This window comes from Polaromonas sp. (genome assembly GCF_010365105.1).
GTDB lineage: Bacteria > Pseudomonadota > Gammaproteobacteria > Burkholderiales > Burkholderiaceae_C > Polaromonas.
Genome location: NZ_JAAFGZ010000024.1, coordinates 22,478 through 48,276 on the forward strand (window position 1 = coordinate 22,478; position 25,799 = coordinate 48,276).

23 protein-coding genes and 1 other RNA gene are annotated in these 25,799 nt (G+C 61.4%); 9 read left to right on the forward strand and 15 right to left on the reverse strand.

The genetic code is table 11. From position 1 onward, the window contains the following. Positions 1-25: 25 nt before the first annotated feature. The 9 genes from rsmH to dapF form a co-directional block, all read right to left on the reverse strand. Positions 26-946 carry a 16S rRNA (cytosine(1402)-N(4))-methyltransferase RsmH gene (gene rsmH / locus GZ092_RS15015; protein WP_293637565.1) on the reverse strand — a complete coding sequence of 307 codons (921 nt, stop codon included), beginning with the start codon at positions 944-946 and terminating at the stop codon, positions 26-28. Positions 947-952: 6 nt separating this feature from the next. Then, positions 953-1,381, reverse strand: a complete 429-nt coding sequence (gene mraZ / locus GZ092_RS15020; protein ID WP_293637567.1) for a division/cell wall cluster transcriptional repressor MraZ — start codon at positions 1,379-1,381, stop codon at positions 953-955. A gap of 902 nt (positions 1,382-2,283) precedes the next feature. Then, a complete protein-coding gene (locus tag GZ092_RS15025) occupies positions 2,284-4,056 on the reverse strand; it encodes an STAS domain-containing protein (protein WP_293637569.1) in 1,773 nt (590 codons plus the stop codon). Positions 4,057-4,091: 35 nt separating this feature from the next. Next, on the reverse strand, positions 4,092-4,817 hold the full coding sequence (dksA, locus tag GZ092_RS15030) for an RNA polymerase-binding protein DksA (RefSeq protein ID WP_363254546.1): 726 nt from the start codon (positions 4,815-4,817) through the stop codon (positions 4,092-4,094). Positions 4,818-5,159: 342 nt separating this feature from the next. After that, positions 5,160-6,212 carry a GTP-binding protein gene (locus GZ092_RS15035; RefSeq protein WP_293637571.1) on the reverse strand — a complete coding sequence of 351 codons (1,053 nt, stop codon included), beginning with the start codon at positions 6,210-6,212 and terminating at the stop codon, positions 5,160-5,162. Positions 6,213-6,445: 233 nt separating this feature from the next. Further along, entirely contained in the window at positions 6,446-7,636 is a 1,191-nt protein-coding gene (locus GZ092_RS15040; RefSeq protein ID WP_293637573.1) for a class I SAM-dependent methyltransferase, read from the reverse strand. An 81-nt stretch (positions 7,637-7,717) separates the two neighbouring features. Continuing rightward, complete coding sequence (locus tag GZ092_RS15045) at positions 7,718-8,767, reverse strand: tyrosine-type recombinase/integrase (protein ID WP_293637575.1); 1,050 nt, start codon at positions 8,765-8,767, stop codon at positions 7,718-7,720. After that, the gene (locus tag GZ092_RS15050; protein WP_293637576.1) at positions 8,764-9,495 is read right to left on the reverse strand and encodes a DUF484 family protein; all 732 of its coding nucleotides are present in this window, start codon (positions 9,493-9,495) and stop codon (positions 8,764-8,766) included. Before GZ092_RS15050 ends, GZ092_RS15045 begins: the two co-directional genes overlap by 4 nt. Positions 9,496-9,554: 59 nt before the next feature. Beyond that, positions 9,555-10,433, reverse strand: a complete 879-nt coding sequence (gene dapF, locus GZ092_RS15055) for a diaminopimelate epimerase (protein WP_293637577.1) — start codon at positions 10,431-10,433, stop codon at positions 9,555-9,557. A 570-nt stretch (positions 10,434-11,003) separates the two neighbouring features. On the opposite strand from dapF, the gene GZ092_RS15060 reads away from it, so the two are divergent. From GZ092_RS15060 to GZ092_RS15070, 3 genes are all read left to right on the forward strand, one after another. Continuing rightward, positions 11,004-11,696, forward strand: a complete 693-nt coding sequence (locus tag GZ092_RS15060) for a hypothetical protein (RefSeq protein ID WP_293637578.1) — start codon at positions 11,004-11,006, stop codon at positions 11,694-11,696. Positions 11,697-11,862: 166 nt separating this feature from the next. Then, positions 11,863-13,497: an MBL fold metallo-hydrolase gene (locus GZ092_RS15065; protein WP_293637579.1), complete on the forward strand. Its 1,635-nt coding sequence runs from the start codon at positions 11,863-11,865 to the stop codon at positions 13,495-13,497. Positions 13,498-13,623: 126 nt separating this feature from the next. Continuing rightward, positions 13,624-14,484 carry a basic amino acid ABC transporter substrate-binding protein gene (locus GZ092_RS15070; RefSeq protein ID WP_293637580.1) on the forward strand — a complete coding sequence of 287 codons (861 nt, stop codon included), beginning with the start codon at positions 13,624-13,626 and terminating at the stop codon, positions 14,482-14,484. An 88-nt stretch (positions 14,485-14,572) separates the two neighbouring features. Here the strand turns inward: GZ092_RS15070 and nhaR are convergent, their stop codons facing one another. Further along, positions 14,573-15,487 carry a transcriptional activator NhaR gene (nhaR, locus tag GZ092_RS15075; RefSeq protein WP_293637581.1) on the reverse strand — a complete coding sequence of 305 codons (915 nt, stop codon included), beginning with the start codon at positions 15,485-15,487 and terminating at the stop codon, positions 14,573-14,575. A 160-nt stretch (positions 15,488-15,647) separates the two neighbouring features. Here nhaR and GZ092_RS15080 point away from each other — a divergent pair, with 160 nt between their 5' ends. Beyond that, positions 15,648-16,187 (forward strand): Rrf2 family transcriptional regulator, encoded by a 540-nt coding sequence (locus GZ092_RS15080; protein WP_293637582.1) that lies wholly within the window; start codon positions 15,648-15,650, stop codon positions 16,185-16,187. A 32-nt stretch (positions 16,188-16,219) separates the two neighbouring features. On the opposite strand, the gene rnpB is transcribed toward GZ092_RS15080, so the two are convergent. Continuing rightward, positions 16,220-16,547: RNase P RNA component class A (gene rnpB, locus GZ092_RS15085), an RNA gene on the reverse strand. A gap of 64 nt (positions 16,548-16,611) precedes the next feature. Between rnpB and cysK the strand changes: the two genes are divergently transcribed. The 3 genes from cysK to GZ092_RS15100 all read left to right on the forward strand — a co-directional run bounded on the left by cysK (position 16,612) and on the right by GZ092_RS15100 (position 20,485). Further along, a complete protein-coding gene (gene cysK, locus GZ092_RS15090) occupies positions 16,612-17,529 on the forward strand; it encodes a cysteine synthase A (protein ID WP_293637583.1) in 918 nt (305 codons plus the stop codon). A 231-nt stretch (positions 17,530-17,760) separates the two neighbouring features. After that, a complete protein-coding gene (locus GZ092_RS15095) occupies positions 17,761-19,422 on the forward strand; it encodes an NAD(P)/FAD-dependent oxidoreductase (RefSeq protein ID WP_293637584.1) in 1,662 nt (553 codons plus the stop codon). A 133-nt stretch (positions 19,423-19,555) separates the two neighbouring features. Further along, positions 19,556-20,485, forward strand: coding sequence for a ProQ/FINO family protein (locus GZ092_RS15100; protein ID WP_293637586.1), 930 nt, complete (start codon positions 19,556-19,558; stop codon positions 20,483-20,485). A gap of 45 nt (positions 20,486-20,530) precedes the next feature. Here GZ092_RS15100 and htpX read toward each other — a convergent pair whose 3' ends face one another. The 4 genes from htpX to pyrC form a co-directional block, all read right to left on the reverse strand. Next, the gene (gene htpX / locus GZ092_RS15105) at positions 20,531-21,415 is read right to left on the reverse strand and encodes a protease HtpX (protein ID WP_293637588.1); all 885 of its coding nucleotides are present in this window, start codon (positions 21,413-21,415) and stop codon (positions 20,531-20,533) included. A gap of 105 nt (positions 21,416-21,520) precedes the next feature. Next, the gene (locus GZ092_RS15110) at positions 21,521-22,297 is read right to left on the reverse strand and encodes a DUF3025 domain-containing protein (RefSeq protein WP_293637601.1); all 777 of its coding nucleotides are present in this window, start codon (positions 22,295-22,297) and stop codon (positions 21,521-21,523) included. Between the two features lie 49 nt (positions 22,298-22,346). After that, a complete protein-coding gene (locus GZ092_RS15115) occupies positions 22,347-23,558 on the reverse strand; it encodes an NYN domain-containing protein (protein ID WP_293637590.1) in 1,212 nt (403 codons plus the stop codon). Beyond that, entirely contained in the window at positions 23,555-24,613 is a 1,059-nt protein-coding gene (gene pyrC, locus GZ092_RS15120; protein WP_293637592.1) for a dihydroorotase, read from the reverse strand. The genes GZ092_RS15115 and pyrC overlap by 4 nt, the downstream gene beginning before the upstream one ends. Positions 24,614-24,739: 126 nt before the next feature. Here pyrC and GZ092_RS15125 point away from each other — a divergent pair, with 126 nt between their 5' ends. Together GZ092_RS15125 and GZ092_RS15130 are read left to right on the forward strand one after the other, a co-directional pair. Further along, positions 24,740-25,267 (forward strand): TRAP transporter small permease, encoded by a 528-nt coding sequence (locus GZ092_RS15125; RefSeq protein WP_293637593.1) that lies wholly within the window; start codon positions 24,740-24,742, stop codon positions 25,265-25,267. Next, on the forward strand, positions 25,264-25,799 hold a 536-nt coding region (locus GZ092_RS15130; RefSeq protein ID WP_293637594.1), incomplete at its 3' end, for a TRAP transporter large permease subunit. The genes GZ092_RS15125 and GZ092_RS15130, both read left to right, overlap by 4 nt.

The window sequence follows — 25,799 nt, forward strand, 5'->3', positions numbered from 1 at the left end:
CCCATGCCGACGGCGAACACAAGGGTCATGCGGCTTCTCCGGTGCGCTCGGCGACGCGCATCACGGCGCTGCGCGAGCGCGGATTGCCGGCGACTTCCTCGTCGCTGGGTTTGGTACGCCCCAGCGCCTTGAGTTGCATAACCTTGGGTGCAGCAAACGGCGCGCGCCGGTCATAGACCTCGCGCGAGTGTGCCGCCATGAATTGCTTGACGATGCGATCCTCAAGCGAATGAAAACTGATCACCACCAGGCGCCCGCCGGGCTGCAGCACCTTGAGCGACGCCTTCAGCGCCTGCTCCAGTTCTTCCAGTTCGGCATTGATGAAAATCCGCAGCGCCTGGAAAGTCCGCGTTGCCGGATCCTTGCCCGGTTCGCGGGTCTTGACAGCACTGGCCACCACATCCGCCAGTTCGGCAGTTGTGGAAAGCGGGCCGGATGCCTGCCTGTAGCGATCAATTGCTCTGGCAACCAGTCCGGCAAAACGCTCTTCGCCGTAGTCGCGGATGACCTCGGTCATGGACTCAATCGAAGCGTCCTGCAGCCACTCGGCCACGCTCTGACCGCGTGTGGTGTCCATGCGCATGTCCAGCGGACCTTCATTGCGAAAGGAAAAACCGCGTTCCGGATTGTCGATCTGGGGGGAGCTCACGCCCAGGTCCATCAACACGCCCGCGATGCTGGCCTCGGGCATCTGATCCAGGTGCATGAAACCCTGGTGGCGGATGGAAAAACGCGGGTCATTGATGGACTGCGCTTCGGCAACCGCGTCAAGGTCCTTGTCAAACGCCGTCAGGCGGCCGAGTGGTGACAGTTGCGACAGCAGCAGGCGCGAATGTCCGCCGCGACCAAACGTCGCGTCGATGTAATGACCGTCCGGGTTGACCTGAAGCGCCGTGATGGCTTCGTTCAACAGGACGGTGCGGTGTGTCCATGTGCCCTTCACCATCTACTTTCAGAAAGAAAAATCTTTAAATACATCGGGCATCTCGCCCTTCATCTGCTCGGCTTCCTGGGCTGCATATGTCGTAGCGTCCCAGAGTTCGAAATAGTTGCCCATGCCCAGCAGTACCGTGTCCTTGCTGATTCCAGCGGCCTTGCGCAGTTCAGGCGAAACCAGGATGCGGCCAGTTGAATCCATGTCGACGTCCATCGCATTGCCCAGAAAAATACGTTTCCACCATTGCGCCTGCATGGGCAGCGAAGCGATGCGCTCGCGAAAATTTTCCCACTCATTCAAGGGAAAAATCATGAGGCATCCATGAGGGTGCTTGGTAAGGGTGAAGCGGCCGGAATAATCTGCGCCCAGCGACTCCCGATGGCGCGCAGGCACGGATAACCGTCCTTTGGCATCGAGAGCTAGAAATGACGCACCTTGTAACACCTTTAAAACCCTCTAAGGACACTTATCACCACCAAATTGCACATTTTCCCACTGTATCAGGGATCACCTCGCCAACCCCGAATTTGACACAAATTATTTCAATGAAATCAATAACTTAGAGGGTTAAATGAAAGTTTCCAAACGATTTAAATATGTTTTGTATTAACCACTTGGAGCAGATACTGAAGGTTAAACATTAAGAGCCGCGGGCAGGTAAGGAAACTGCTCACGAAGCGTCAAAAGGGGAATGGTTTGCGTACTCGCCCTTTTCAGGCCGTCCAACGCCAAGGAAGTGATGACTGCATCACCAGCTTTTTGGTAAAAACTGGCTGTCAGCCTTGAGCCTTCAAGTTAGAAAGCTAGCAAAAACGTAGCATACAAATTTCTTTTCCAGTCTGCACAGGCTTGCAGGCTAATCCAGGGATGCAAAATCAGGCAGATTTCTTTCAGCCTGCAAAAGACCGAATTCAGGTTCAAAGAAAGACTTTTAAACCGCCTGAAATCACCACAAAATGTTTATTTTGCAATAAATAAAAAACAATTTACGCATCTTGTTTTCAACAAAACTGCAAAACCGGCGGGATTCAGGTTTGGGTGCGAAGCGTTAATCTCGTTTCTCAAACAGTCCAGGATGAGGCACGAAACCGCAAACACTGCTTGAGTACAGCAAACCCAGGCAAGGGCCTACCGGATTGATCAGAAAATGAAATAAAAATTCGGCAAGTCCCATGAAGGACTATTGCGCGTCGAGACCGGACAGTTTTATTGAATGGAATAAAGCCGGCCAGCAGTCAAACGCTGATTTTAGCTTGCCGTCAAATCAAGGCCGCATTTGCAGGGGTAGCCTGCTACCGGAACAGCTTGGCGGGCCGTGTTGTCCGGACTGGGCATTCACCATCGAATCAGTCGTTACGGGGGCTGACCTTGGCATACTCTACGATCCCGATGACGTTGAAAAAAGCTGCAATCAGCCGGTTGACCTCGGAAAACTCGACAAAGCGATTTTCAGCGCGCATGGCAGACACCCAGTTGAGCAGCATGCCTGCTGCTGAAAAGTCGACCCGAATGAGTTTTGCACAGGAAATCTGCATTCTGTTGGCCCCGGTGAGACTGGCGTCCAGCCTTTCCAGAACCCCCACGGCATCGCCCTGAATCTGGCCTGACAGATCTACCGTCAGGAAGCGAATGGACATGCTGGACAATAAATCGGCTTCGGAATCAGCGTCAAATTCCATCAGGGTTGAATAGACGGTTTCGGTGGTTGGCTCGCCGATGATCGTTGCCCGACCCATGGCATCGCCCTCGTCGTCGAGCGACTTGTAATCACACCGGGCGACTTCCCATGAAGGTGGTGACACCTCGTAAGTCACGCAAAAATCAAGCGCTGTGAGTTCGAAATCATCGGGACGGTGAATGACCCTCAGCATTTCCATTCGCAGCAGCCACCATTTGGACTCGGTAGCCCGTTCACCCGAAGGTGTGGCGTCATGCAGCACTTTTTGCAGTTGCGCATCGCCAAGGAAGCGCAACTGAACAGGTTGGCCCGCCCAGTTGCTGAAAACCTTGTACAAAGGCTCAAGCGCGGCAGCTTCGATGGTCTTGAGGTAGCTCCAGTCAAGGCGCCACGGCATCGGGGACCGGGCAAGCGCGGTGTTGAGTACGCTCATGGACTGCGCGCTCAAGACCGAAGGACAGATCCAGTCTGCAACCATGCGCTCGTGGCTTGGCGTTTCCCCGGGCTGGGCCAACGCCTTGACCATCTCCGGCAGCGAAAACCACTGTGGCGCAGAGCGGTTGAAATGCCCGGCAAACTCAAGGGCGGCCGCTTCGAACTTGCGCTGTTCCCCGGTGGCGCGGTACAAATCGAACAATGCCAGCCAAGCATGGACATGGTCGGCGTGCGAAGCGCCTGGCCGCAGAATCTCGAGCAGGCCGGCTTCAGCGCCCGCATCATCGCCATTGGCAAACAAAATGGCGGCTTCTTCCAGTTCGGCATCATGCACGATGGATTCGCGCTCCAGGTCTGAAGCCAACGCCGAACCTATCGACGGCAGCAGTCCCAACGCGCTGCTGTTATTGGACTTGTCAATGTCTGGAAACCCGACCCCGGCGGGGGTTTTGGGGAGCCCGCCCAGAAGATCGTCGAGCAGGAAGCCTGGGACGGGCTCATCGGCGTGATGGACCGAGTCCATTGCAGGCATCGTCGGCTGGTAGGCAGCAGGCAGCGGGTCCTGTACCGGGGGCGACTCCGGTTCGTCATGCCGAAGCGACAGGGATGCGGGTTGGGTAGCTGCGCCGGAAGCGGTCTGGTTCTTGGTTTTCCACCATTGCATGGACATCTGCGCTTCGATTTCGTCGATCTTTTTCAGGGTTGTGGCGCGGTCATCAACATTGGACGTGATGCTGCTCTGAAAAAATGAGGGCCGGCTGCCCGCATCGGCTGCACTTCCCGCCAGTACCTCAAGCTTTTGCAATTTGCGCAGCATGTCGAACTCACGCTTGCGCACAAAGTCGTTACGCCGCTTGCGTTCGATCATTTCATTGAGCAGCTGCTTGGTGACTGCGTCATCCTTGTCGCCGTCAATGGAGTCCAGCTCGGTCCAGTTGGTACCAGGGTTGCGGACAAACTTGACCAGCTTGGACAACAAGCCGGAAGCGGTATCGTCTTTGGACATGCTGTTCAGTCAGGGCGTTGCGTTGGAATGAAGGTTCAGTCGCCGAACATTTTTTGCTTGAGCTCGCGTCGCTGTTGGGCCTCAAGCGACAGGTTGGCCGTCGGGCGGGCAATCAGCCGTCCAACACCGATGGCTTCGCCGGTTTCGTCGCAGTAGCCATAGTCGCCCGAATCGATGCGGGCAATCGATTGCTCGATTTTCTTGAGCAGCTTGCGCTCCCGGTCTCGGGTGCGCAGTTCGAGCGCATGCTCTTCTTCAATCGTCGCGCGGTCTGCCGGGTCGGGAACGATGGCGGCATCTTCACGCAGGTGTTCGGTTGTCTGGCCGGCGCTGTTGTGGATTTCCTGCTTGAGCACCGACAACCGGTGGCGGAAAAAGGCCAGCTGGGTTTCGTTCATGTATTCGGAATCAGGCATGGCCTTGATTTCCGGGTCCGTCAGCTGGTTGGCAGGCTTGGTCTTCCAGTTGTTGGCCAATTGCGGATCCTTGGGAGCGGCCGCATGAACCGGCGGCGCGATGACGCGTTCGGTCATCGTGGAATAGCTGGCCTTGGCGGCGTCGGGCGCATGTGTGGGCAGCATCGGCGACGGCGCGGGGGTCTGTATCGCGGTGCGGGCCGAGCTTCTGCGCCCGGGCTTGAGCGGCGCGGAGTCCATGCGCACGGGCGCGACAGGCGATGTCTTGCTCGTCTTGCCATCCTTGGCTACCGGCTTGACAGGGGTCTGCGCAGGCGTCTTGATTTTCTTTTCTGGGATATTCACTGAGTCTCTCCTCTGGGAAGCGGTCCGGGGTGATGTCCCGGAACGATTCTTTGCCTGGCCGCCCTGGGGCCGCCAAGCCCTACCTTGTGCCAGATAATCTGGTGTGTCTGCGCCAATCCACCCCCTGAAACCGCCTTGAGGCGGCGTTCAGCCCTTGAAGTAAGCGGGTTCTCCCGGGGCTGGCTTCCCGATTCGAATTCCGGGGTATTTTGGTCGGCGCGCGATTGTAGCGGCTTGCCGGCACGACGCCGAAAACTCGACAGCAAACGGCTGGAAAATACGGGCGGCATGGGCGTTTTCATGGTTGAAGACAAGGTTGAGTCTGCAAACCGCCAGTCTGCCTCAAACCAGGCACTGCTCCAGGCCCTGAACGAAAATATCTTTCGGCAGGTCGATGCCGATAAACACCATCTTGCTGGTTTTCTTCTCGCCTTCAAGCCAGGCTGGCCCCAGGTCGCTGCCCATGAGCTGGTGTACGCCCTGGAAAATCACCTTGCGCTCGGTGCCTTCCATGTTCAGCACGCCCTTGTAGCGCAGCATGCGCGGTCCGTAGATGTTGACCACTGCGCCCAAAAAGTCTTCCAGCTTGGCCGGGCTGAAAGGCTTGTCGGAGCGGAACACGAAGCTTTTCACGTCGTCGTCATGGCGATGGTGGCTGCCCTGCTCTGCCGCATGGGACGGATGGTCGCAATGTTCGCCGTGCTCATGGTCGTGATGGGCGTGGTCATGCGGCTCTTCGGCCTTGAGGAAATCCGGGTCGATGTCGAGCTTGGCGTTGAGGTTGAAGCCGCGCAGGTCGAACACATCGGCAATCGCCACCTCGCCAAAATGCACGGCTTTTTGCGGCGCGCGCGGGTTCATGTGCGTCAGGCGGTGCATCAGCGCCTGGACTTCATCCTCGGCCACCAGGTCGGTCTTGCTGATGAAAATCTGGTCGGCAAAACCAATCTGGCGGCGCGCTTCCTGGCGGTCGTCGAGCTGGGTTTGCGCGTGCTTGGCATCGACCAGCGTCAGGATGGAGTCGAGCAAATACTGCTCGGCGATTTCCTCGTCCATGAAAAAGGTCTGCGCCACCGGGCCGGGGTCGGCCAGGCCGGTGGTCTCGATCACCACGCGGTCAAAGTCCAGCTGGCCCTTGCGTTTCTTGGCGGCCAGCAGTTGCAGCGTTTCGCGCAAATCTTCGCGGATCGAGCAGCAGATGCAGCCGTTGTTCATCTGGATGATGTTTTCCTGCGTGTCATTGACCAGAATTTCGTTGTCGATGTTTTCCTCGCCAAATTCGTTCTCGATGACGGCGATCTTCTGGCCGTGGGCTTCGGTCAGGATGCGCTTGAGGAGCGTGGTTTTGCCCGAGCCGAGAAAGCCGGTGAGGATGGTGACGGGAATCAAGCTCATGGTGGTGACCTAAAAAACGGGGAACGTGAGAAATACGCAAGGGCCTGAAAGCCAGGGAAGTCAGGCGAAACAAGCAAGGTGAGGACTTTAGCCCCGCCTTCAAGACCCCGAAGGGCCCTGGTGTATGCCAGGCTGGTAGTGCAAGCAGGGAAAGGCAAGAGCAATCACTATGATTTATATAGCTATCTATGCCCGTCCATCATGCGCAAGAGGCTGATTTATCTCTCAAAAAGCTAGTTTGAAGGCCGTTTGACCAGCACCAGCCCCTTGAGGTATTCGCCTTCCGGAAAGGCCACCGTCATCGGGTGATCGGGCGCGCCGCCCATGCGCTCGCAGATGAAGGCGTCGACGCCCGCGTCGGTTCCAGCCGACGCGACGATCTTGTGGAACAGGTCGGCGCTGATGCCGCCCGAACACGAGTAGGTGAACAGCACGCCGCCGGGCGCCAGGATCGACAGCGCCAGCCGGTTGATGTCCTTGTAAGCGCGTGCGGCACGCTCGGCATGCGTGATGGTTGGCGCGAACTTGGGCGGGTCAAGAACGATGGCGTCAAAGGTCCGGCCGTCTTTCAGGTACTGACGCAGCATGGCGTTCACGTCGGCATCCAGCATCGTGGTGCGGCTGTCGTCAAAGCCGTTCAGCGCGACATTGGCCTTGGCGCGCTCGATGGCCGGGCCGGACGAGTCGATCGACGTGACATGCTGCGCACCGCCGGCCAGCGCCGCCACGGTGAAGCCGCCGGTGTAGCAGTAGCAGTTCAGCACATCCTTGAACCCGAGCCGGCGCGCGTAGGCGGCAAACTTCTGGCGGCTGTCGCGCTGGTCGAGGTAAAAACCGGTCTTGTGGCCTTCGGCGACGTCCAGGCTCAGTTTCCAGTCGTGTTCGGTGATGGTGATACCGGTGTCGCCGGAACCGGTGAGCCAACCAGTGGCTTCGGGCAGGCCTTCAAGCGTGCGCACGCTGGCATCCGAACGTTCATACAGTCGCGTCAATCCGGTTTGCGCCAGCAGCGCATCAACGATCACGTTTTTCCACTTCTCGGTGCCGCAACTGGAAAATTGCGCGACCAGCGTGTCACCGTAACGGTCCACCACCAGCCCAGGCAGGCCGTCGGATTCGCCATGAATCAGCCTCAGGCCGTCGCTTTTGATGTCAAAAAGGCCTCTTGCGCTGATGGCCTGGGCAATACGCGCTATGAAAAACGAAGCATCGATGGACTGCGCTTCGTTGAAGCTCCAGACCCGGGCGCGAATCTTCGACGTCGGGCTGAACGCAGCCCAGCCGAGGAACTGGCCGGCGTGGCTTTCAATGCGCACGGTTTCACCGGAATCGCCGTCGCCGCTGGCGATTGCACCCGAAAAAACCCAGGGATGGCGGCGCAGCAGGGAGCGTTCCTTGCCGTCTTTCAATCGAATAATGTTCATGGCGGTATTGTCGCGTCTGAAAAACGCCCGCCGCCCGCTGTGCCGGGGCAACCGGTGACGGCAGCGTGAGCGCGGGAGTTTTCAGCCGTTTTCGGGCGGCGGCCCGGGCGCTTTGCGGTGTGCGCCCTCACCCGGCGGCGCGTCTGCTTTTGCGCCCGCGCCGTTCGACATCGCCCTTGGGTGCGCCGCGTCGTAGATTTTCGCCAGATGCTGGAAGTCAAGCCGCGTGTAAACCTGGGTGGTGGTGATGTTGGCGTGCCCCAGCAGTTCCTGCACCGCGCGCAAATCGCCGCTGGACTGCAGCACATGACTGGCAAAGGAATGGCGCAGCATGTGCGGATGCACCGGTGTGGCCAGACCGGCCTGATGCGAGCGCTGCTTCAGGCGCACGCGGATGTGCTGGGGCGTCAGGCGGGTGCCGCGCTGGCTGATGAACAGCGCCTCGCGGCCTTCCCCCCCAGAAACTGCCGAGGCTTGACGAATGGCCAGCCAGGCCGCCAGCGCCGCAAGCGCCGCGCTGCCCACCGGCACGCTGCGCCGCTTTTCGCCCTTGCCCAGCACATGCGCCTCGCCGGCATCGCGGTCGATCCAGCCGCGCGCCTGGCCGCTGGCCTGGGCATCGAGCCCCACCAGCTCGCCAATGCGCAGGCCGCAGCCGTAGAGCAGTTCGGTGATGCAGCGGTCGCGCGCTTCCATGAAGGCGTCAACGCCAGCAGCGTCGGCTTCAAAACGGGCCAGCTGCACCGCTTCATCGACGCTCAGCGCCTTGGGCAGCGGCTTGGCGACCTTGGGCGAGCGCACGTCCTGCACCGGGTTGCCGGGCACCAGGCCTTCACGGCCCAGCCAGGCGTAAAAGCCGCGCCAGCCCGACAGGATCAGCGCAATGCCGCGCCCGCTGCGTCCGGCGGAATGCATTTGCGCCACCCAGCGCCGCAAATGCGTGTGCTTCACGTCCAGCAGCGCCACACCGGCCTTGTGCGCCTGGGCCTGCAACTTTTGCAGGTCGGCGGTGTACAACTCCACGGTGCGGCTGGCGAGCCGCTTTTCCACCCGGACGTAAGCAAGGTAGCGGCTGACCAGCGGGTCCGGCGCTTCAGGCACGGCGCACGGCGCGGGCGGCAAGCGCGTCACCCGAGGTTTTCGGCGGGTTCAGGGAATGGCAAGGCGACCGGCGCCTGCAGGCGCGATAGCGCGGCGCCCGCCAGTTCGCCGAGACGTTCGAGGAATTCGGTACCCATGCCGCTGTGAAAACGCTGGGCATCGGGCGAGGCCAGCACCAGCAAACCGGACACCGGGGCTTCAAGGCTGGACCGCAGCGCAATCAGCGCCAGCGACTGCGCCTGTGCGGGGTGCGGCAGCCAGCGGGCAGCCTCAAAACCTGCGCTGACGCCGCAATACGGCGCGCTCAGCGAAGCCGCGAAACATTTCACATCGTCGCTGACAAGCAGCGCAAAGCCTTCGCCGGCATGGACATCGTCCACGCCCCATAGCCTGATGGCAGCCTGCGGAATCTGGAACTCGCCGACCAGCCCCTCGACGATGGCATCCGGCAGGTCGCGCGCCTGTGCAGTCTGCAGCAGCAGGCGCGTCCAGGACTGCATCTTGCCGGCAATCACCAGGTTGTCCTGGCTGTGGCGGATCATCTCGGCCGCGCGCATTTCCAGCGCCTTGATCTTTTCCCGCAACAAGCTGGCCTGGCGTTCTGGCAGGCTGATGGCGCGGCTGCCGTAGCCGCTGGACAGTTGCACCGATGCCAGCAGTTCGGCATGGCGCTCAAAAAAGTCGGGCCGGTTGGCCAGGAAGTCGGCAATGTCGTCTTCGGTAAGCGGCTGCAGGGCAGTGTTCAGGGCAGGATTCATGGCGGCGTTGTCTCCATTTTTTTAAAAGCAGTGTCACCCTTACGCAGGATGCCGGCAGGTCACAGCATATCGGGAACCTCAATCTCGGCTTCAAACACGGTCGTCGCCGGACCGGTCATCATCACAGGCGCATCAAGCGCGCCCGTCCATTCAATCGTCAGCGCGCCGCCGCGCGTCAGCACATCGACGCGCCTGTCGAGCAGCCCCAGCCGGATGCCGGCCACCACCGCCGCGCAGGCGCCGGTGCCGCAAGCCAGCGTCTCGCCGGCGCCGCGCTCGTAAACGCGCAGGCGAATCTGGGCGCGATGTACGACCTGCATGAAGCCGGCGTTCACGCGCTTGGGGAAAGCCGCGTGGTGCTCGACCAGTGGGCCGGTTTGCGCGACCGGGGCGCTGTCCACGTCGTCCACCAGTTGCACCGCGTGCGGATTGCCCATTGACACAACCGCTACTAAAACAGGAGCTGCCTGCGCTCGCCCATCAAGCGCAAGCGGCCATTTTTGCCATGAACCGGCGGCTTCGGGCGTCAAACCGGCGGGGTTGAACGGGATGCGGTCGAGTTCAAACACCGGCGCCCCCATGTTGACCGTGACGCGGCCGTCGGGCTGCATGCGCGGCTCGATGATGCCGCCCAGCGTCTTGACCTTCACCGCGTCCTGGGTGGTAAGGCCCTGCTCGCGAACGAAGCGCACGAAGCAGCGCGCGCCGTTGCCACACTGCTCGACCTCACCGCCGTCGGCGTTGTGGATCACGTATTCAAAGTCGATGCCTTCGCCTGGCGAAGGCCGCACCGTCAGGATCTGGTCGGCGCCGACACCAAAGTGGCGGTCGGCCAGGAAGCGGTAGTGGGCGGCGGTCAAGCCCAGTGGGCCACGGGTTTCGTCGAGCATCACGAAATCGTTGCCCGCGCCCTGCATTTTGGTAAATCGGATTCGCATGGAGGCGATTATCCGTGCGCCCTGTCCATGGCAGCAGCGTCAAGACGCGCTTCGTGGCATCGCGCCAACAGGTTGGCAACACCCCGACAGCATCAAGACGAAAGGTCGGGTTGAGGAACAGGACTTGCAGCCGCCGTGGTCATCGGGTCCAGACGACATGAAAAATTCAGTTTTATTCTCATGGTTGAAGGCGCCATTGACACGCTTTTTTGCACATGAACCAGGAAACCAGCCCAGGTTTCGACGCTATACAACTGGCAAATACTCGGTAAATCAATGACGGGATTTTTACCGAGTACCTTTATTTGAAGTGCCTTGAAAAATGTAATAAATAAATATTTATATAAACGCACTGTCCATGCAGGCAATTGAAAAAGTTACATCTTATTAACCAACGTCACCTGTATCTGGCACGGGTTTTTTCTTTGACACGTGGATTACAGGAATATTCAAAATTTATAACAATTCATCCATGAAACCCTATTAGCATCCAGCCGCTGAAGTAGTGCTCCACAGGCCAGATAAAAACCTTTATCTTCCTGTCGGAAAAGCAATCGCGAAGGATCCATCGTGTCCATTACAAGCGTTTTAGCCAAGCGGATTTCAAACTACGACAGCCAGGAGTCCGTAGGATCAAAGTTAAGGACCAAACGCATTGCCCCCTTGCTGGAGATGATTGAAGAATTTTTCAATGCGCATGGCGCGGTATCCGTCATAGATATCGGGGGATCGGAACAGTATTGGGGCATCGTGCCATTGCGCTATCTGACGGAACACAATGTCAAGATTACCGTGGTCAATCTTCCGGGAAGCCGGTTACCGCCGGACCATGGGCCTTTTGTGTTTGTGGAATCGGATGGCTGTGATCTGGCACGTTTCGGTGACCGGGCATTTCACATCGCCCATTCAAATTCCGTTTTGGAACATGTCGGCGACTGGCGACGAAAGGTTCAATTTACCAAGGAACTCGAGCGCGTCTCGCAGGCTTACTTTGTGCAAACCCCGAACTACTGGTTCCCTATCGAGCCGCATTTCATGACGCCGTTTTTTCACTGGTTTCCAGCACCCTTTCGGGTATGGCTGGTAAGACATTTCAAGCTGGGGCATTTTGAAACAGCGCAATCCGTTGGAGATGCGGTGATGCTGGTGGAACATGCCGATCTGGTGACCAGTGACATGTTCCAATGTCTGTTCAAGGACGCCCGTATCGTGACGGAAAGATTTTTCGGTTTACCCAAGTCGTTCATCGCCCTGAAGAAATGAGGCAATCGCCTGCAACGTTTGCGTGACGTCAAGAACTCTCTAGACGCCTGGTTTTTGCAGGCGATTGCCCGGATCAAGCCGGCAATGAACCGATTCATTGCCGGACCAGGACAGCAAGGGGCTATCGGCGTGCAGCAGGAATGCGCCCCCAAAGCCATAATCCGCCATGGTCCGACCCACACAACTCCTTTACCCCCAGCGCGATCCAGCGCCCACCCGCCCGGCCGCGACCGTGCTGCTGCTGCGCGACACGCCGCAAGGCATTGAAGTGCTGATGACGCGGCGCTCCATGACGGCCAGCTTTGCGCCCGGGGCCTACGTTTTTCCCGGCGGCGGCATCGATGCGGCCGACGCGGCAGCGCATGCACAGTCCACGCGCCGGGCCGGCCAGTCCGACCTGCAGCTGACCCAGGCCATCGCCGCCATCCGCGAAAGTTTCGAGGAACTCGGCGTGCTGCTGGCGCGCCATGCCGACGGCAGCCATGCCACCACCGAAGACATTGCCGCCATGGACCGCAAGGCGCCGTTCGCCGCGCAGTGCCGGAAGCTGAGCCTCATGCTGGCGGGCAAGGATGTCTTTACCCTGGCGCACTGGGTCACCGACCGCGATTTGCCGCGCCGCTTCGACGTGCCCTTCCTGGTCGCCCGCATGCCGCCAGGCCAGACGCCCGTGGCCGACGAGGCCGAGCAGTTCGAGCCCAGCTGGGTGCGCCCGGCCGATGCACTTGCGCGGCACGAGGCCGGCACCTTCTTCATGATTTTTCCGACCTTGCGCACGCTGGAGCGCCTGGCGAAGTACGCCAGCGTCGAGTCGGTGCTGAGCGCCTGCGCGCATGAAAAGCCGCTGTGGATTTCGTGTCCGCGCGCCGGCCTGCTGGGCGGCCAGGATGCGCGCTACATGGAGCACGACTCGCCCTATGGCGAGCTGGCGCTGACATCGCCCGACGGCCAGATCGTGCATTCGCTCGACTGGCAATGCGAGCGCCCGGTGCCGCTGCTGAAAAACGTCATGCGCCTGACCGCGCCCAACCCCGGCATGATGACCGGCCCGGGCACCAACAGCTACATCGTCGGCACGGCCGACACCGGCTACATGGTGATCGATCCGGGGCCGGACGATGCGGCGCACATCGCCCGCCTGTACGCGGCGACGGGCGGGCGCATCGAGGCCATCGTCTGCACGCACTCGCACCCCGACCATTCACCGGGCGCCCGGCCACTGCAGGCGCTGTGCGCCCATCGCCCGCCGGTGCTGGGGCTGCCTTCAGCCGACACGGCACGCGCTGACTCCCATTTCGCACCCGACCGACCGCTATTAAATCAGGAGCTGCTAAGGCTTACTCATCAAGCGGAAAGCCACACTTTCAAGGTCATTTTTACCCCCGGCCATGCGGCCAACCATGTGTGCCTGGTGCTGGTGGAAGACGGCCTGCTGTTCTCAGGCGACCACATCCTCAACGGCAGCACCACCATCATCAACCCGCCCGATGGCGAAATGAGTGCCTACCTCGACTCGCTGGACCAGCTCACCCGCGCCTGCAACGCGCACGAGATCGACTTCATCCTGCCAGCGCACGGTCATGTGCTGGGCGAGGCACCGCAGGCGATTGCCCAGCTCAGGGCGCATCGACTGAAGCGCGAAGCCAAGGTAGAGGCGGCCATGAAAGCCATGCCTGAAGGCACCATGCATGACTGGGTGGCGCTGGCTTACGACGACACCAACCCGCGTCTGTGGCCCATCGCGCTGCGCTCGCTGCAGGCGCACGTGGAGCGGATCGAGGCGCTGCAGCGTGTTGCTTAAGGCATGAAGCCAGCGCAGGCGCAACAATTACTTACTGCCAGAGCCTTATACTTTTCTTTAGTCGTTCTGCCGCTTGAGGGTTCGGGCTGACCGGGCGACTGCCAATTAACTTTTACGGAATGCTCCATGCCAACGATCACGACGCGACACTTTCTCAAAACCTCCAGCGTCCTGCTGGCCGGGCTGGTACTGGCAGCCTGCAGCAAGCAGGAACCGGCAGCACCGTCTGCGAGCGCGCCTGCGGCAATGCCCCCGGCCGCTGCCGCCAAGGTCTATGTCGTCGGCACCGATGCCGCCTACGCGCCTTTCGAGTCGCAGAACGACAAGGGCGAGATCGTCGGTTTTGACATCGACGTGGTGAAAGCCGCTGCGCAAAAAGCCGGCATCGAAGTCAAATTCCTGAACACGCCGTGGGAGGGCATTTTCAATTCGGTGGCCCAGGGCGACCGCGACTTTCTGGTGTCGGCCATCACCATCACGCCCGAGCGCAAACAGACGCTGGATTTTTCCGAGCCTTATTTCGACGCGCAGCAACTGATTGCCGTCAAAAGCGATTCAAAAATCGCCAAGTTCGATGACCTGAAAAAACTGAAGGTCGGCGTGCAGAACGGCACCACCGGCGACGAGGTCATCACCAAGCTGCAAGGCAAGGACAGCGCGAACATCAAGCGCTTCGAGTCCACGCCGCTGGCGCTGAAGGAAATGGAAAGCGGCGGCGTCGATGCCGTGGTGGCCGACAACGGCGTGGTGGTCCACTATGTGAACAACAATCCCGATTCAAAATTCAAGACCATCGCCGACAGCAGCTTTGCCTCCGAGCAGTACGGCATCGCGGTCAAGAAAGGCAATGCCGAATTGCTGGAAAAAATCAACAAGGGCCTGGCCGGTATCCGGGAAGACGGCACCTACAACAAGATTTATGCCCAGTACTTCGGCGCCGCCCCTGCAGGCGCTTCGCCCGCACCGGCTGCAGCCGCATCGAAATAGCCCTTCACCGGTTGGCCTGAAAGCGCCTTTGCCCCTTGTGGTCGGAGGCGCTTTCAGGTTTTCAGCAAGGGCGCGCGACGTGACGACTTCAAGCGTCACGCCGCCCCAGGCCACGCAGCAACTGCCCGCGTGCCGCCTCGGTGATGGCGGCCACGCACGGATGGGTGATGCGCCGGTCAACCGTGACGGCAAAAAAGTCTTCCACCATCTCGTCGGTGCGGCCGATCACTTCCACGCCATATTCCGTCAGCGTTTCGGCTTCGAGCACGCTGGCCGACAAGAAGATGCCGCGCCCCTCGCGTCCAAAGGCCTTCATCAGCGCACCGTCGTCAAACTCGCCAATGATGCGGGGGTGAATCTGGTGCTTGGTACACCAGCTGTCGAACTGCTTGCGGACCGATGAAGACACGCCAAGGATCAGCATCGGCGCATTGTTAAGGCACTGCGGAAAATCACCCTTGAGCGTGCCTTTAAGCGCCGGCGTGCAGAAAAAACTCATGGGCGTGCTGCCCAGCGGGTGGTTGAAGGCCTTGATGCTGACGCGGCCCGACATGGGCTCGTCGGCCATCACCAGGTCCAGCCGATGCAGCGCCAGCTGGGCCAGCAAATCCGGAAACTTGCCTTCACTGCAGATCAGCCGCACCGGCTGCTTCATGGCCAGCGCGGGCTCCAGCAAATGATAAACCACCGACTTGGCCACCGAGTCGGCCACGCCAACCCGGAAGTCCAGCGTTTTCTGGCCGCCGCTGGCCTGTCGCAGGGCGGTTTCCATTTCAGCGCCCAGGGCAAATATCTGGTCGGCATAGCCCAGCGCCAGCCGTCCCTCGTCGGTCAACTCCAGCTGGCGCCCGCTCTTGCGGAACAGCTGGCGCCCCAGCCAGGCCTCCAGCAGCTTGATTTGCCCGGACAGCGTCTGCGGCGTGGTGTGCAACTGCTCGCCGGCACGAACGATGCCGCCGGCCTTGGCAGTGACCCAAAAGTAATGAAGGTGCTTGAAGTTCATGCGCTGGTTTCCCTGAAAAATGGAATGCTGGTTGCCGAATCTATTGAATAGATCGTATTTTTCGAAATGAAATCGTTTTAAATACGAATTTACACGAAGTGAAAAGCTTTTTATAGTGCAAGCCATCACGTCATTTTTTTGATGTTTAAAGGAGACTTCCATGCGCCTGAGCACCAAAAGCCGTTTCGCGGTTACCGCCATGATTGACATTGCCCTTCAGGGCAACGCCGGTCCGGTTTCGCTGGCCGACATCGGCATGCGGCACAGAATTTCAGTGTCTTATCTGGAGCAGTTGTTCAGCAAACTGCGCCACAGCGGACTGGTCGAAAGCACCCGTGGCCCGGGCGGCGGCTACTCGCTGAGCCGCGCGAGCGAGAGCATTTCGGTGGCCGACATCATTGGCGCCGTCGAAACGCATGCCGACAAGCCGGGCAAGGCAGATGCAGACCTGGCAATGCAGCAAGGCTCGGGCGAGGGAATGACGCAGGCATTGTGGGCGGCACTGAATGCCAAGATGGTCGAGCACATGCAGTCGATCAGCCTGCGCCACCTGGCCAGCGAGCAGCGCGCGAAGGGTGTAAAAATCGAAGCCCGTCCGGCCAAGCGCGGCGTGTTTAGCGCGCCCAAGCCCAAGCCGGTTTACACCACGGCGCCCAACTCGGTGTTCGCGCTGGGCCGCTCGCTGCTGGGCAGCCGCTGAGCGCAAGGCGGCGCTTTGCTGCTGAAAATAAAGTGTGAAGCCCGCCGATAAGCCGGATTCTGTGCGCCGGGCTTCCTTTCGGTTGCCCGGTGTGACCGCCATTAATCTGGGCCGGGAGTCACCTGCCCGGCTCGGTGCCACCTACCCGCCAGCTCCGCGGAACCACGTCAACGCTGGCCTATTTGGTGTTGCTGCGCGTAGAGATTGCCCGTTTCACCCGAACTGAATCGGCTCGTCTCTGTTGCTCTGATCCTCACCTCACGGTGGAGAGGTATTACCTCCTACGCTGTCCTGTGCAGTCCGGACGTTCCTCCAGTGCTTCCTTTCGGAAATTGCACCAGCGGCGGTCTGGCAGGCTTCACCCCTGCATTATGGCAGTGCGCCACAATGTGCTTTTGTTCATCGAAAACGAAAGGGAGCCTCCATGAAAGCCGACAGCATCCTCGCCACCATTGGCAACACACCCCACGTCCGCATCAACCGCCTGTTTGGCCCGGATGCGAATGTATGGATCAAGTCCGAACGCTCAAACCCCGGCGGCTCCATCAAGGACCGCATCGCGCTGTCCATGGTCGAGGCCGCTGAAAAGTCCGGCGCCCTGCAGCCGGGCGGCACGATCATCGAGCCGACCTCGGGCAACACCGGCATTGGCCTGGCGATGGTCGCAGCGGTCAAGGGCTACAAGCTGGTTTTGGTGATGCCCGACAGCATGAGCGTCGAGCGCCGCCGGCTGATGCTGGCCTATGGCGCCAGCTTTGACCTGACGCCACGCGCTGGCGGCATGAAAGCGGCGATTGCCCGCGCCCAGGAGCTGATCGCGGCCACGCCGAACAGCTGGATGCCCCAGCAGTTTGAAAATCCGGCCAACATCGAGGTTCACGCGCGCACCACGGCGCAGGAAATCCTGGCCGACTTTCCCGACGGGCTCGACGCGCTGATCACCGGCGTCGGCACCGGCGGCCACCTGACCGGCTGCGCCCAGGTGCTGAAAGCCGCCTGGCCGCAGTTGAAAGTGTTTGCGGTCGAGCCCAGCGCCTCGCCGGTCATCTCGGGCGGCGCACCCGCCCCGCATCCGATCCAGGGCATAGGCGCCGGCTTCATTCCGAAAAACCTCGATGTCAGCCTGCTTGACGGCGTGATCCAGGTCGATGCCGAACCGGCCCGCGAAATGGCGCGCCGCTCGGCCAGCGAGGAAGGCATGCTGGTCGGCATTTCATCGGGTGCGACGCTGGCGGCGATTGCGCAGAAACTGGCAGAAATGCCGGCCGGCTCGCGCGTGCTGGGCTTCAACTATGACACCGGCGAGCGCTATTTGTCGGTCGAAGGATTTTTCCCGGTCTGAAGCGCAGCCGCTGCGGGCAACACCTATCCTCTATTTGCTATAAATAGCATAGCTGCTAGTGCCCATGCATAGTGCGCTAGCAGCCTTTTTTTTAAAAAATAGGTAAACCGCCCCTTCTGAAGACGATCCAACGCCTGGCGCCGGGTGCGTCCCGCATCAGGGGGTGAACCCGGAGCGTTTTATCATCACGCCCTTCTGCTTGATAACCACAAGCCACGAACCGGACGAACCATGCTGCGACTGACTGAAATCAAACTCCCGCTCACGCACGCCGACAACGCGCTGCAAGAGGCCCTCCTCCAGACCCTGCAGATCACGCCCGCCAACCTGGCGAGCTTCACGGTGTTCAAGCGCAGCTTCGACGCCCGCAAGGCCGTGATCATGCAGGTCTATATCGTCGATGTGGAACTCGCCGATGCCGCGCTGGAAGCCGAGCTGCTGGCACGACATGCCGGTAATCCGCACATCTTTGCCACGCCCGACATGGCCTACCACCCGGTGGGCAGCGCACCCGCCAGCCTGCCACTGCGCCCGGTCGTCGTCGGTTTCGGCCCCTGCGGCATGTTCGCTGGTCTGGTGCTGGCGCAAATGGGTTTCAAACCCATCGTGCTGGAGCGCGGCAAGACCGTGCGCGAGCGCACCAAGGACACCTGGGGGCTGTGGCGCAAGAATGTGCTCAACCCCGAATCCAACGTGCAGTTCGGCGAAGGCGGCGCCGGCACCTTCTCGGACGGCAAGCTCTACAGCCAGATCAAGGACCCGCGCCACCTGGGCCGCAAGGTGATGAACGAGTTCGTCAAGGCTGGCGCGCCCGCCGACATTCTTTACGAAGCGCATCCGCACATCGGCACCTTCAAGCTGGTCAAGGTGGTGGAAAACATGCGTGAGCAGATCATTGCGCTGGGCGGCGAGATTCGCTTCCAGCAGCGCGTGACCGACGTGCTGATCGAGGGCGGCCCTGACAACCAGCACATTCGCGGCCTCACGGTGCTCGACCAGGCAACCGGCAAGACGCACGAATTGCGCGCCGACCAGGTCGTGCTGGCGCTGGGCCACAGTTCGCGCGACACCTTTGCGATGCTGCATGCGCGCGGCGTGTATGTCGAGGCCAAGCCTTTTTCTATCGGTTTTCGCGTCGAGCACCCGCAGGGCCTGATCGACCGCGCCCGCTGGGGCCGCCATGCGGGTGACCCCTCGCTGGGCGCGGCCGAATACAAACTGGTACACCACGCCAGCAACGGCCGCTCGGTGTACAGCTTTTGCATGTGCCCGGGCGGGACCGTGGTGGCCGCCACGTCGGAAGCCGGACGCGTCGTGACCAACGGCATGAGCCAGTATTCGCGCAACGAGCGCAATGCCAACGCCGGCATCGTCGTGGGCATTGACCCGCGCGACTATCCCGGCAACCCGCTGGCCGGCATCGAACTGCAGCGCCAGCTCGAATCCCATGCCTACGTGCTGGGTGGCAGCAACTACGAGGCGCCCGGCCAGCTGGTCGGCGACTTCGTGGCCGGGCGGCCGTCCACCGGCCTGGGCAGCGTCATGCCGTCGTACACGCCTGGCGTGGCCATTGGCGACCTGTCGTCTGCCCTGCCCGGCTATGCGATTGATGCCATGCGCGAGGCTTTCCCCGCCTTTGGCCGCAAGATCAAGGGCTTCGACCTGCATGACGCGGTGCTGACCGGCGTGGAAACGCGCACCTCGTCGCCCATCAAGATGAGCCGGGGCGACGACATGCAGAGCCTGAACGTTCGCGGCCTGTACCCGGCCGGGGAAGGCGCCAGCTACGCCGGCGGCATTTTGTCGGCCGGCGTCGATGGCATCAAGGTGGCCGAAGCCGTGGCGCGCAGCATGCTGGAAAGCGCCGAAAGTGCGCGGCTGGCCCTCGCCTGAACCCCCTGAGGGACCGGATAGGGGATACTTCGCCCTCACGGTTTCACACCGCAACGCCCAAAAATACCCGGCGCACCTTTTTCCAAAGCGACGCCAAGGCGCCGTTCAAACCTCAACCTGACACAAGCGATCCATGACCGAAACCCCACTCACACCCGTCGCAACCGATTCAGCGCCTGCACCCGCTGAAACGACAACCGCCACCCCACCACGCCAGGGCCAAGGCCAGGGCCAGGGCCAAGGCCGTCAAGGCGGCCGTGGCCGGCCGCAGGCCAAGCCGCCGCAAGCCCAGGCACGCGCACCGCGCGAAGTGCATCCGGCGCTGCGGCAGCTGTTCACGCTGTACCCGAAGATGTTTGGCGCGCAGTTCCTGCCGCTCAAGCTCGGCGTGTTCCAGGACCTGCTGGCGCTGCACCCTGACGAGTTCAAGCGCGACGAGCTGAAGGTCGCGCTCGGCCTGCATGCGCGCTCCACCCGCTACCTGGAAAGCGTGGCTTCCGGCTTGCCGCGCCATGACCTGAACGGCGAGCCGGTCGAGCCCGTGGCGCCCGAGCATGTCCATCACGCCATCATGGAAGTATTCCGCAGGCGCCAGGCGCGCTCGAACCAGGACTTGCGGCCTTATGCGCGCGCGCAGCTGATCGAGGCGATTGACGCGTCCGGCCTGAGCCGGGAAGAGTACCTGCTGTGCATTCGCCAGCAGGACGAGGTGTCCACGTCATTGCTCGACGATGTCTTTGCCGAACTGGCCGAACACGCCGCCAGGCGCGATGCGCTGCTCAGGATGTTTGAAGCCAGCGGCAAGACGGTGGCCGAGTTTTCAGACATGTACGGCATGAACCCGGACGAGGTGAGCCGCACGGTGGAATGGGCACGTGCCGATCAGGCGGCGCAGGCAGCGGCGCTTGCCAAGGCACAGGAAGTCCCTGTGGCAGCAGAAGCAGAAGCAGAAGCTGACACTGACACTGACACTGAGACTGAGACTGAGGGCGAAGCCAAGGCCGAAACCATGCCGGAAGCATCCCCCGGGGAATCGACAGCGAAGGCCGGCACGGCACCATGAAAAAGGCCGGCATCCAGCCGGCCTTCAAGACAGAACAAACCCCGCTCAGCCCTGCGCGTTCTGCAGCGCGGCAATGCGCTCTTCAATCGGTGGGTGGGTGGCAAACAATTGGCCCATGCCGCCGGTGATGCCCATGGCTTCGACCGCCTTGGGCAACTCGCCCGGCTGCATGCCGCCCAGGCGGGCCAGCGCATTCATCATCGGCTGCTTGCTGCCCATCAATTGCGCAGCGCCCGCATCGGCGCGGAACTCGCGGTGGCGCGAGAACCAGGCCACGACGATGGCGGCGGCAAAGCCCAGCACGATGTCGAGCACGATGGTGCTGACGTAGTAACCAATGCCGGGGCCGGAGTTGCTGTCACTGCCCTTGCGCAAAAAGCTGTCCACCGCGTAGCCGATCACGCGCGACAAAAACACCACGAAGGTGTTCATCACGCCCTGGATCAAGGTCATGGTGACCATGTCGCCATTGGCGATGTGGGCGACTTCGTGGGCGATCACTGCCTCGATTTCTTCCTTCGTCATGCCCTGCAGCAGCCCGGTGGTCACGGCCACCAGCGACGAGTTCTTGAACGCGCCGGTGGCAAAGGCATTGGGCGCGCCTTCAAAAATGCCGACCTCGGGCATGCCGATCTGGGCTTTTTCAGCCAGCTTGCGCACCGTCTCGACAATCCAGGCTTCATCAGCATTCTGGGGGCCTTCGGCGCCGTTGATCACGCGCACACCGGCGCTCCACTTGGCGACGGGCTTGCTGATCAAAAGCGAGATGATCGCGCCGCCAAAGCCGATGACCAGCGCAAAGCCGAGCAGCATCGGCAGGTTCAGGCCATTGGGCGTCAGGAAGCGGTTCACGCCCAGCAGGCTCGCCACGATGCCCAGCACCGCCACGACGGCGACATTGGTCAGGATAAACAGAAGGATGCGTTTCATGGATTCTCCGGGAGGCGTTGAATAAAAACAGGGGTAAAAAAGCACCACGGGCACACGCCCGGATTGTGCATATCTCGGCAGGAAATGGGGGAGCTTCAGCCCAAATCAAGCTTTTTCGTATGGAATATGGCGGGCCAGAGACCCGGCTTTTTCTGATTCTTTTTGCTGGCTGGGCGGGCGAAAAACCGACGCGTCATCATAAAAGGAAAAATCCTCGTTGCCGGGCCACCAGCCGGGCACGCCGAGCACCGGCAAAGGCGTGAACGGCTTGACGGCAAGCCTGGCGGCGCTCAAATCCCCGGCAACCCAGGCATCGAGTTTCGCTATCGAATCAATAGCTGGTTGTGCTTGGTAGACGTGCGCAGTGATCGGTTTTCGTGCATAAACCAGCTTTTCCAGCAGCGCATGGCCGAACAGCACCAGTTGCGCCTCTTTCCAGAGCGGGCGCAGCGTGACGAACAGCCGCTGCCAGTCGCGCGCCTCCAGCGCCTGCCAGAGCAGCGGCGGCGCCAGCAGGAAGGCGGCGTTTTCATCGAACACGGTCAGCGCATCGCGTACCGGGCCGCGTAATGGATTCACGCCGGCAACGGCAATTTCAGCGGCCTGCAACTGGTTCAGCCGTTTCTTGGTTTCGGGAAAGCGCATCCAGCACAAGCCGTTGAAAAAATCGTGCAGGTTATCGCGGGTGGGCACCATGCCGCGCTCAAAAATAAACTGCTCGTAAGCCATGCCGGGCGGCAAGTCGGATTGACAGACAAAGCGAACCGGCGCCTGACCCTCCGTATTAAGGGCCAGCGCCACGGATACGCCCGACAGCACTTGTTGCTGGACAAACAGCCCGCTGTCGCGCCAGCCGTCGAGCCAGGCGGGCTGCCAGTCAATGGCAGCCAGTTCCGCTACTGACTTGGGCGCCAGCGCAAACCCACCGGACTCAGCCAAGATATTGCACCGCATCGGCCGGCGAGCCTTTGCGGATTCGGAACGATTGCGGATAGCGCTGCAGCAGCCACAAGCCGGAAGCGCTAGGCCGGATCAGCCCGGTTTGCCGCAGGCGCGCAGACACGATGGAGACAGCGCAGGACTGGCGCTGAAGCAGTTCTGGAACAGCCAGCAGGATGTCGGCCACCGATACCTTTAGTTGCGCCACGGCAGCCAGCACAGCGCGCAATGCATGCACCTCGCGTCGCGTGATGACGGTCTGAATAACACGCGGCTGGTAGACCGGCAAGGACACCGACAGCAGGTGTTGTGCTGGCAGCGGAACGCATTTTGGCGTTGGCGTTGGCGTTGGCGCTGGCGCTGGCGCTGGCGCTGGCGAAGCGGATGGTTGCTGAAAGATCAGCAGCGTCGGCTTGTGCGCAGGGCGCAGCTCGAAATAAGCCGCATGCCGGGCAAGAAACACCGTCGACCTGGTGATTCTTTTGTCGAAAAAACCGTGCTGCTGCAGCACCGGCACGACATGGCACAAGTGCTGCGGGCCCTCGCGCAGGCCGGGCAACACCTTCAGGATGCGCTGCACCTCATCAGGCAGCTCGGCATCGAACATCGGGGGCGTGCTCAAGGACGCGGTAGCGGCCCGGTACTCTGTCGGTGCTGCGATAGGAATGCTCGCACCGACGGCGGCATCAGCGTTGCTATCCAACGCCGAAGGCATCATGGGCTGCAGTGGCGCCGGCGTAATGTGCGCTGGGGCAAACACCGGGGCCGGAAAGCACCTCACGCGGTCGTAATAAGTTTCGGCATCCCGAAACACGATGCCTTCCATCGAAAAGCACCATACCTCGCAGCCCCATTCGCGCAGGCGCACGGCCAGTGGGGCAAAGTCGGCGTCGCCCGAGGCAATGGCAAAGAGCCGCACGCCTTGCTGAAAATGCAGCGCGACAGCATCGGCAATCAGTGCGGTATCGGTGGTGTTTTTCTCCAGTGGCAAATTGGGAAAGGTGCGCGTACCCAGATAACGCCACACCGACCGCAGCCACTCCAGACGCGGCCCGGCACCATAAGCGCGGCACACGCTGACCCGGCCCGCATAGGCCTTGAACTCAGCCCAGGCCGCGTCGATGGCTTGAGGGTCGGAAAAATTGTCCGCGTCAATCAGCAGCGCCGCTTGCCGGACACTGTTCGCTCCGGACGAGTCGCTCATGCCGCAAGCAGTTTCCAGGGCAGGCTTTCCCCTGAGCGCAGCGGCTTGAGTTCCGCTTCGCCAAAGGCAAAGCTCTCGGGCGGCGTCCAGCTTTCCCTGGTCAAGGTGATGGTGCCCACGTTGCGCGGCAGTCCGTAAAAGTCGGCGCCGTTGAAGCTGGCGAAGGCTTCAAGCTGGTCCAGCGCACCGGCGGCATCAAACGCCTCGGCGTACAACTCCATCGCGGCATGCGCGGTGTAGCAGCCGGCACAACCCGTTGCATGCTCTTTCAGGTGCGCCGGATGCGGCGCGCTGTCGGTGCCGAGGAAAAAGCGCGCATTGCCCGACGTGGCCGCCTCGACCAGCGCAACGCGGTGCGTTTCGCGCTTCAGCACCGGCAGGCAGTAGTAATGCGGGCGGATGCCGCCGGTGAAGATCGCGTTGCGGTTGTACAGCAGGTGGTGCGCTGTCAGCGTGGCGCCCAGAAAACGGTCGGCCTGCGCCACATACTGCGCAGCTTCCTTCGTCGTGATGTGCTCGAACACGATCTTCAGTTCGGGGAAATCGCGCCGCAGCGGGATCAATTGCGTGTCGATGAACACCGCCTCGCGGTCGAACAGGTCGATGTCGGGCGAGGTCACTTCGCCATGCACCAGCAGCAGCAGGCCTTCGCGCTGCATCGCTTCGAGCGTCTGGTAGGTCTTGCGCAGGTCGGTCACGCCGGCGTCGCTGTTGGTCGTGGCGCCGGCGGGATAAAGCTTGGCGGCGACCACGCCGGCCTCCTTGGCGCGCTTGATCTCGTCGGGCGGCAGGTTGTCGGTCAGGTACAGCGTCATCAGCGGCTCGAAAGCCACGCCTGGCGGCACGGCGGCCTGGATGCGCGCCTTGTAGGCCAGCGCCTGCACGGCGGTGGTCACCGGCGGGCGCAGGTTGGGCATGATGATGGCGCGGCCGAACTGCGCGGCCGTGTGCGGCACCACGGTGTGCAGGGCTTCGCCGTCGCGCACATGCAGGTGCCAGTCGTCGGGCCGGGTAATCGTGAGCTGGGTGGCAGGAGTGAGGGTGGCTGAAGTCATGCGCCGAATTGTCGCACCGGCTCAAGGAAACTCCCGATGCGCCAAGCGCCGCCGCACCGTTACGATGCAGACCGGCTGCAGGATAATCCCGGCTGTTTCAACTCTTGCAATCCAGGCCTCCCTTTCATGTCTTCCCCTCCCCACGCTGGCCCTGCGCCTGAAGCCATTCCACCCCTTGATGACATCGACGAGCCGACCCGGGTGCCACTCAAGATCGAGGACTGGCTGACCGTCCTCGTCATGGGCGCGCTGGCGCTGATCACCTTTGCCAATGTCATCACCCGCTATTTCACCAACCAGTCGTTTGCCTGGACCGAGGAGTTCTCGGTGTTCCTGATGATCGTGCTGGCGCTGGTCGGCAGTTCGGCCGCTGTCGCGCGGGACCGGCATATCCGCATCGAATACTTCTCGGAAAACGGCTCGATGGCGCGGCGCAAGAAGCTTTCACGTCTGGGCGCGGTGCTGGTCGCGCTGCTGTTTGCGCTCATCGGCGTGCTCAGCATTCGTCTGGTGTGGGACGACTACCGCTTTGGCGAAACCTCGCCGGGCATCGGGATTCCGCAGTGGTGGTATTCGATCTGGCTGCCCATCATTTCGCTGGGCATCGCGCTGCGCGCTGTCGGCCTGTTCATCCGCCGGGGGCGACGCGCATGATCGTCACGCTGCTGTTTCTGGCGTTCATCGCCATGATGCTGGTCGGCGTGCCGATTGGCGCCGCGCTCGGCCTGGCCGGTGCCACGGCGATTGCGCTGGCCAATGGCGACTCGCAATGGTTCGGCCTGCTGGCCGTGCCGCAAAACTTCTACGCCGGCCTGGGCAAATACCCGCTGCTGGCGATTCCGATGTTCGTGCTGGTCGGCTCGATTTTTGACCGCTCGGGCGTGGCATTGCGGCTGGTGAATTTCGCCGTCGCCATCGTCGGGCGTGGCCCCGGCATGCTGCCGCTGGTGGCGATTGCCGTGGCGATGTTTTTGGGCGGTATTTCGGGCTCCGGCCCGGCCTGTGCGGCGGCTGTGGGCGGCGTGATGATTGCGGCGATGAACCGCGCCGGCTACCCGGCAGCGTTCTCGGCCAGCGTGGTGGGTGCGGCGGCGGCAACAGACATTTTAATTCCGCCGTCGGTGGCCTTCATCATTTATTCGGTGCTGGTGCCCGGCGCTTCGGTGCCGGCGCTGTTTGCGGCGGG

Coding starts and splice junctions, on each gene's coding strand:
- GZ092_RS15115 (WP_293637590.1), bottom strand. CDS start 23,558: ATGAGCGACTCGTCCGGAGCGAACAGTGTCCGGCAAGCGGCGCTGCTG.
- GZ092_RS15080 (WP_293637582.1), top strand. CDS start 15,648: ATGCGCCTGAGCACCAAAAGCCGTTTCGCGGTTACCGCCATGATTGAC.
- pyrC (WP_293637592.1), bottom strand. CDS start 24,613: ATGACTTCAGCCACCCTCACTCCTGCCACCCAGCTCACGATTACCCGG.
- GZ092_RS15035 (WP_293637571.1), bottom strand. CDS start 6,212: ATGAGCTTGATTCCCGTCACCATCCTCACCGGCTTTCTCGGCTCGGGC.
- dapF (WP_293637577.1), bottom strand. CDS start 10,433: ATGCGAATCCGATTTACCAAAATGCAGGGCGCGGGCAACGATTTCGTG.
- htpX (WP_293637588.1), bottom strand. CDS start 21,415: ATGAAACGCATCCTTCTGTTTATCCTGACCAATGTCGCCGTCGTGGCG.
- rsmH (WP_293637565.1), bottom strand. CDS start 946: ATGGTGAAGGGCACATGGACACACCGCACCGTCCTGTTGAACGAAGCC.
- cysK (WP_293637583.1), top strand. CDS start 16,612: ATGAAAGCCGACAGCATCCTCGCCACCATTGGCAACACACCCCACGTC.
- GZ092_RS15040 (WP_293637573.1), bottom strand. CDS start 7,636: ATGAACATTATTCGATTGAAAGACGGCAAGGAACGCTCCCTGCTGCGC.
- GZ092_RS15065 (WP_293637579.1), top strand. CDS start 11,863: ATGGTCCGACCCACACAACTCCTTTACCCCCAGCGCGATCCAGCGCCC.
- nhaR (WP_293637581.1), bottom strand. CDS start 15,487: ATGAACTTCAAGCACCTTCATTACTTTTGGGTCACTGCCAAGGCCGGC.
- GZ092_RS15095 (WP_293637584.1), top strand. CDS start 17,761: ATGCTGCGACTGACTGAAATCAAACTCCCGCTCACGCACGCCGACAAC.
- GZ092_RS15050 (WP_293637576.1), bottom strand. CDS start 9,495: ATGAATCCTGCCCTGAACACTGCCCTGCAGCCGCTTACCGAAGACGAC.
- GZ092_RS15070 (WP_293637580.1), top strand. CDS start 13,624: ATGCCAACGATCACGACGCGACACTTTCTCAAAACCTCCAGCGTCCTG.
- GZ092_RS15025 (WP_293637569.1), bottom strand. CDS start 4,056: ATGTCCAAAGACGATACCGCTTCCGGCTTGTTGTCCAAGCTGGTCAAG.
- GZ092_RS15125 (WP_293637593.1), top strand. CDS start 24,740: ATGTCTTCCCCTCCCCACGCTGGCCCTGCGCCTGAAGCCATTCCACCC.
- GZ092_RS15100 (WP_293637586.1), top strand. CDS start 19,556: ATGACCGAAACCCCACTCACACCCGTCGCAACCGATTCAGCGCCTGCA.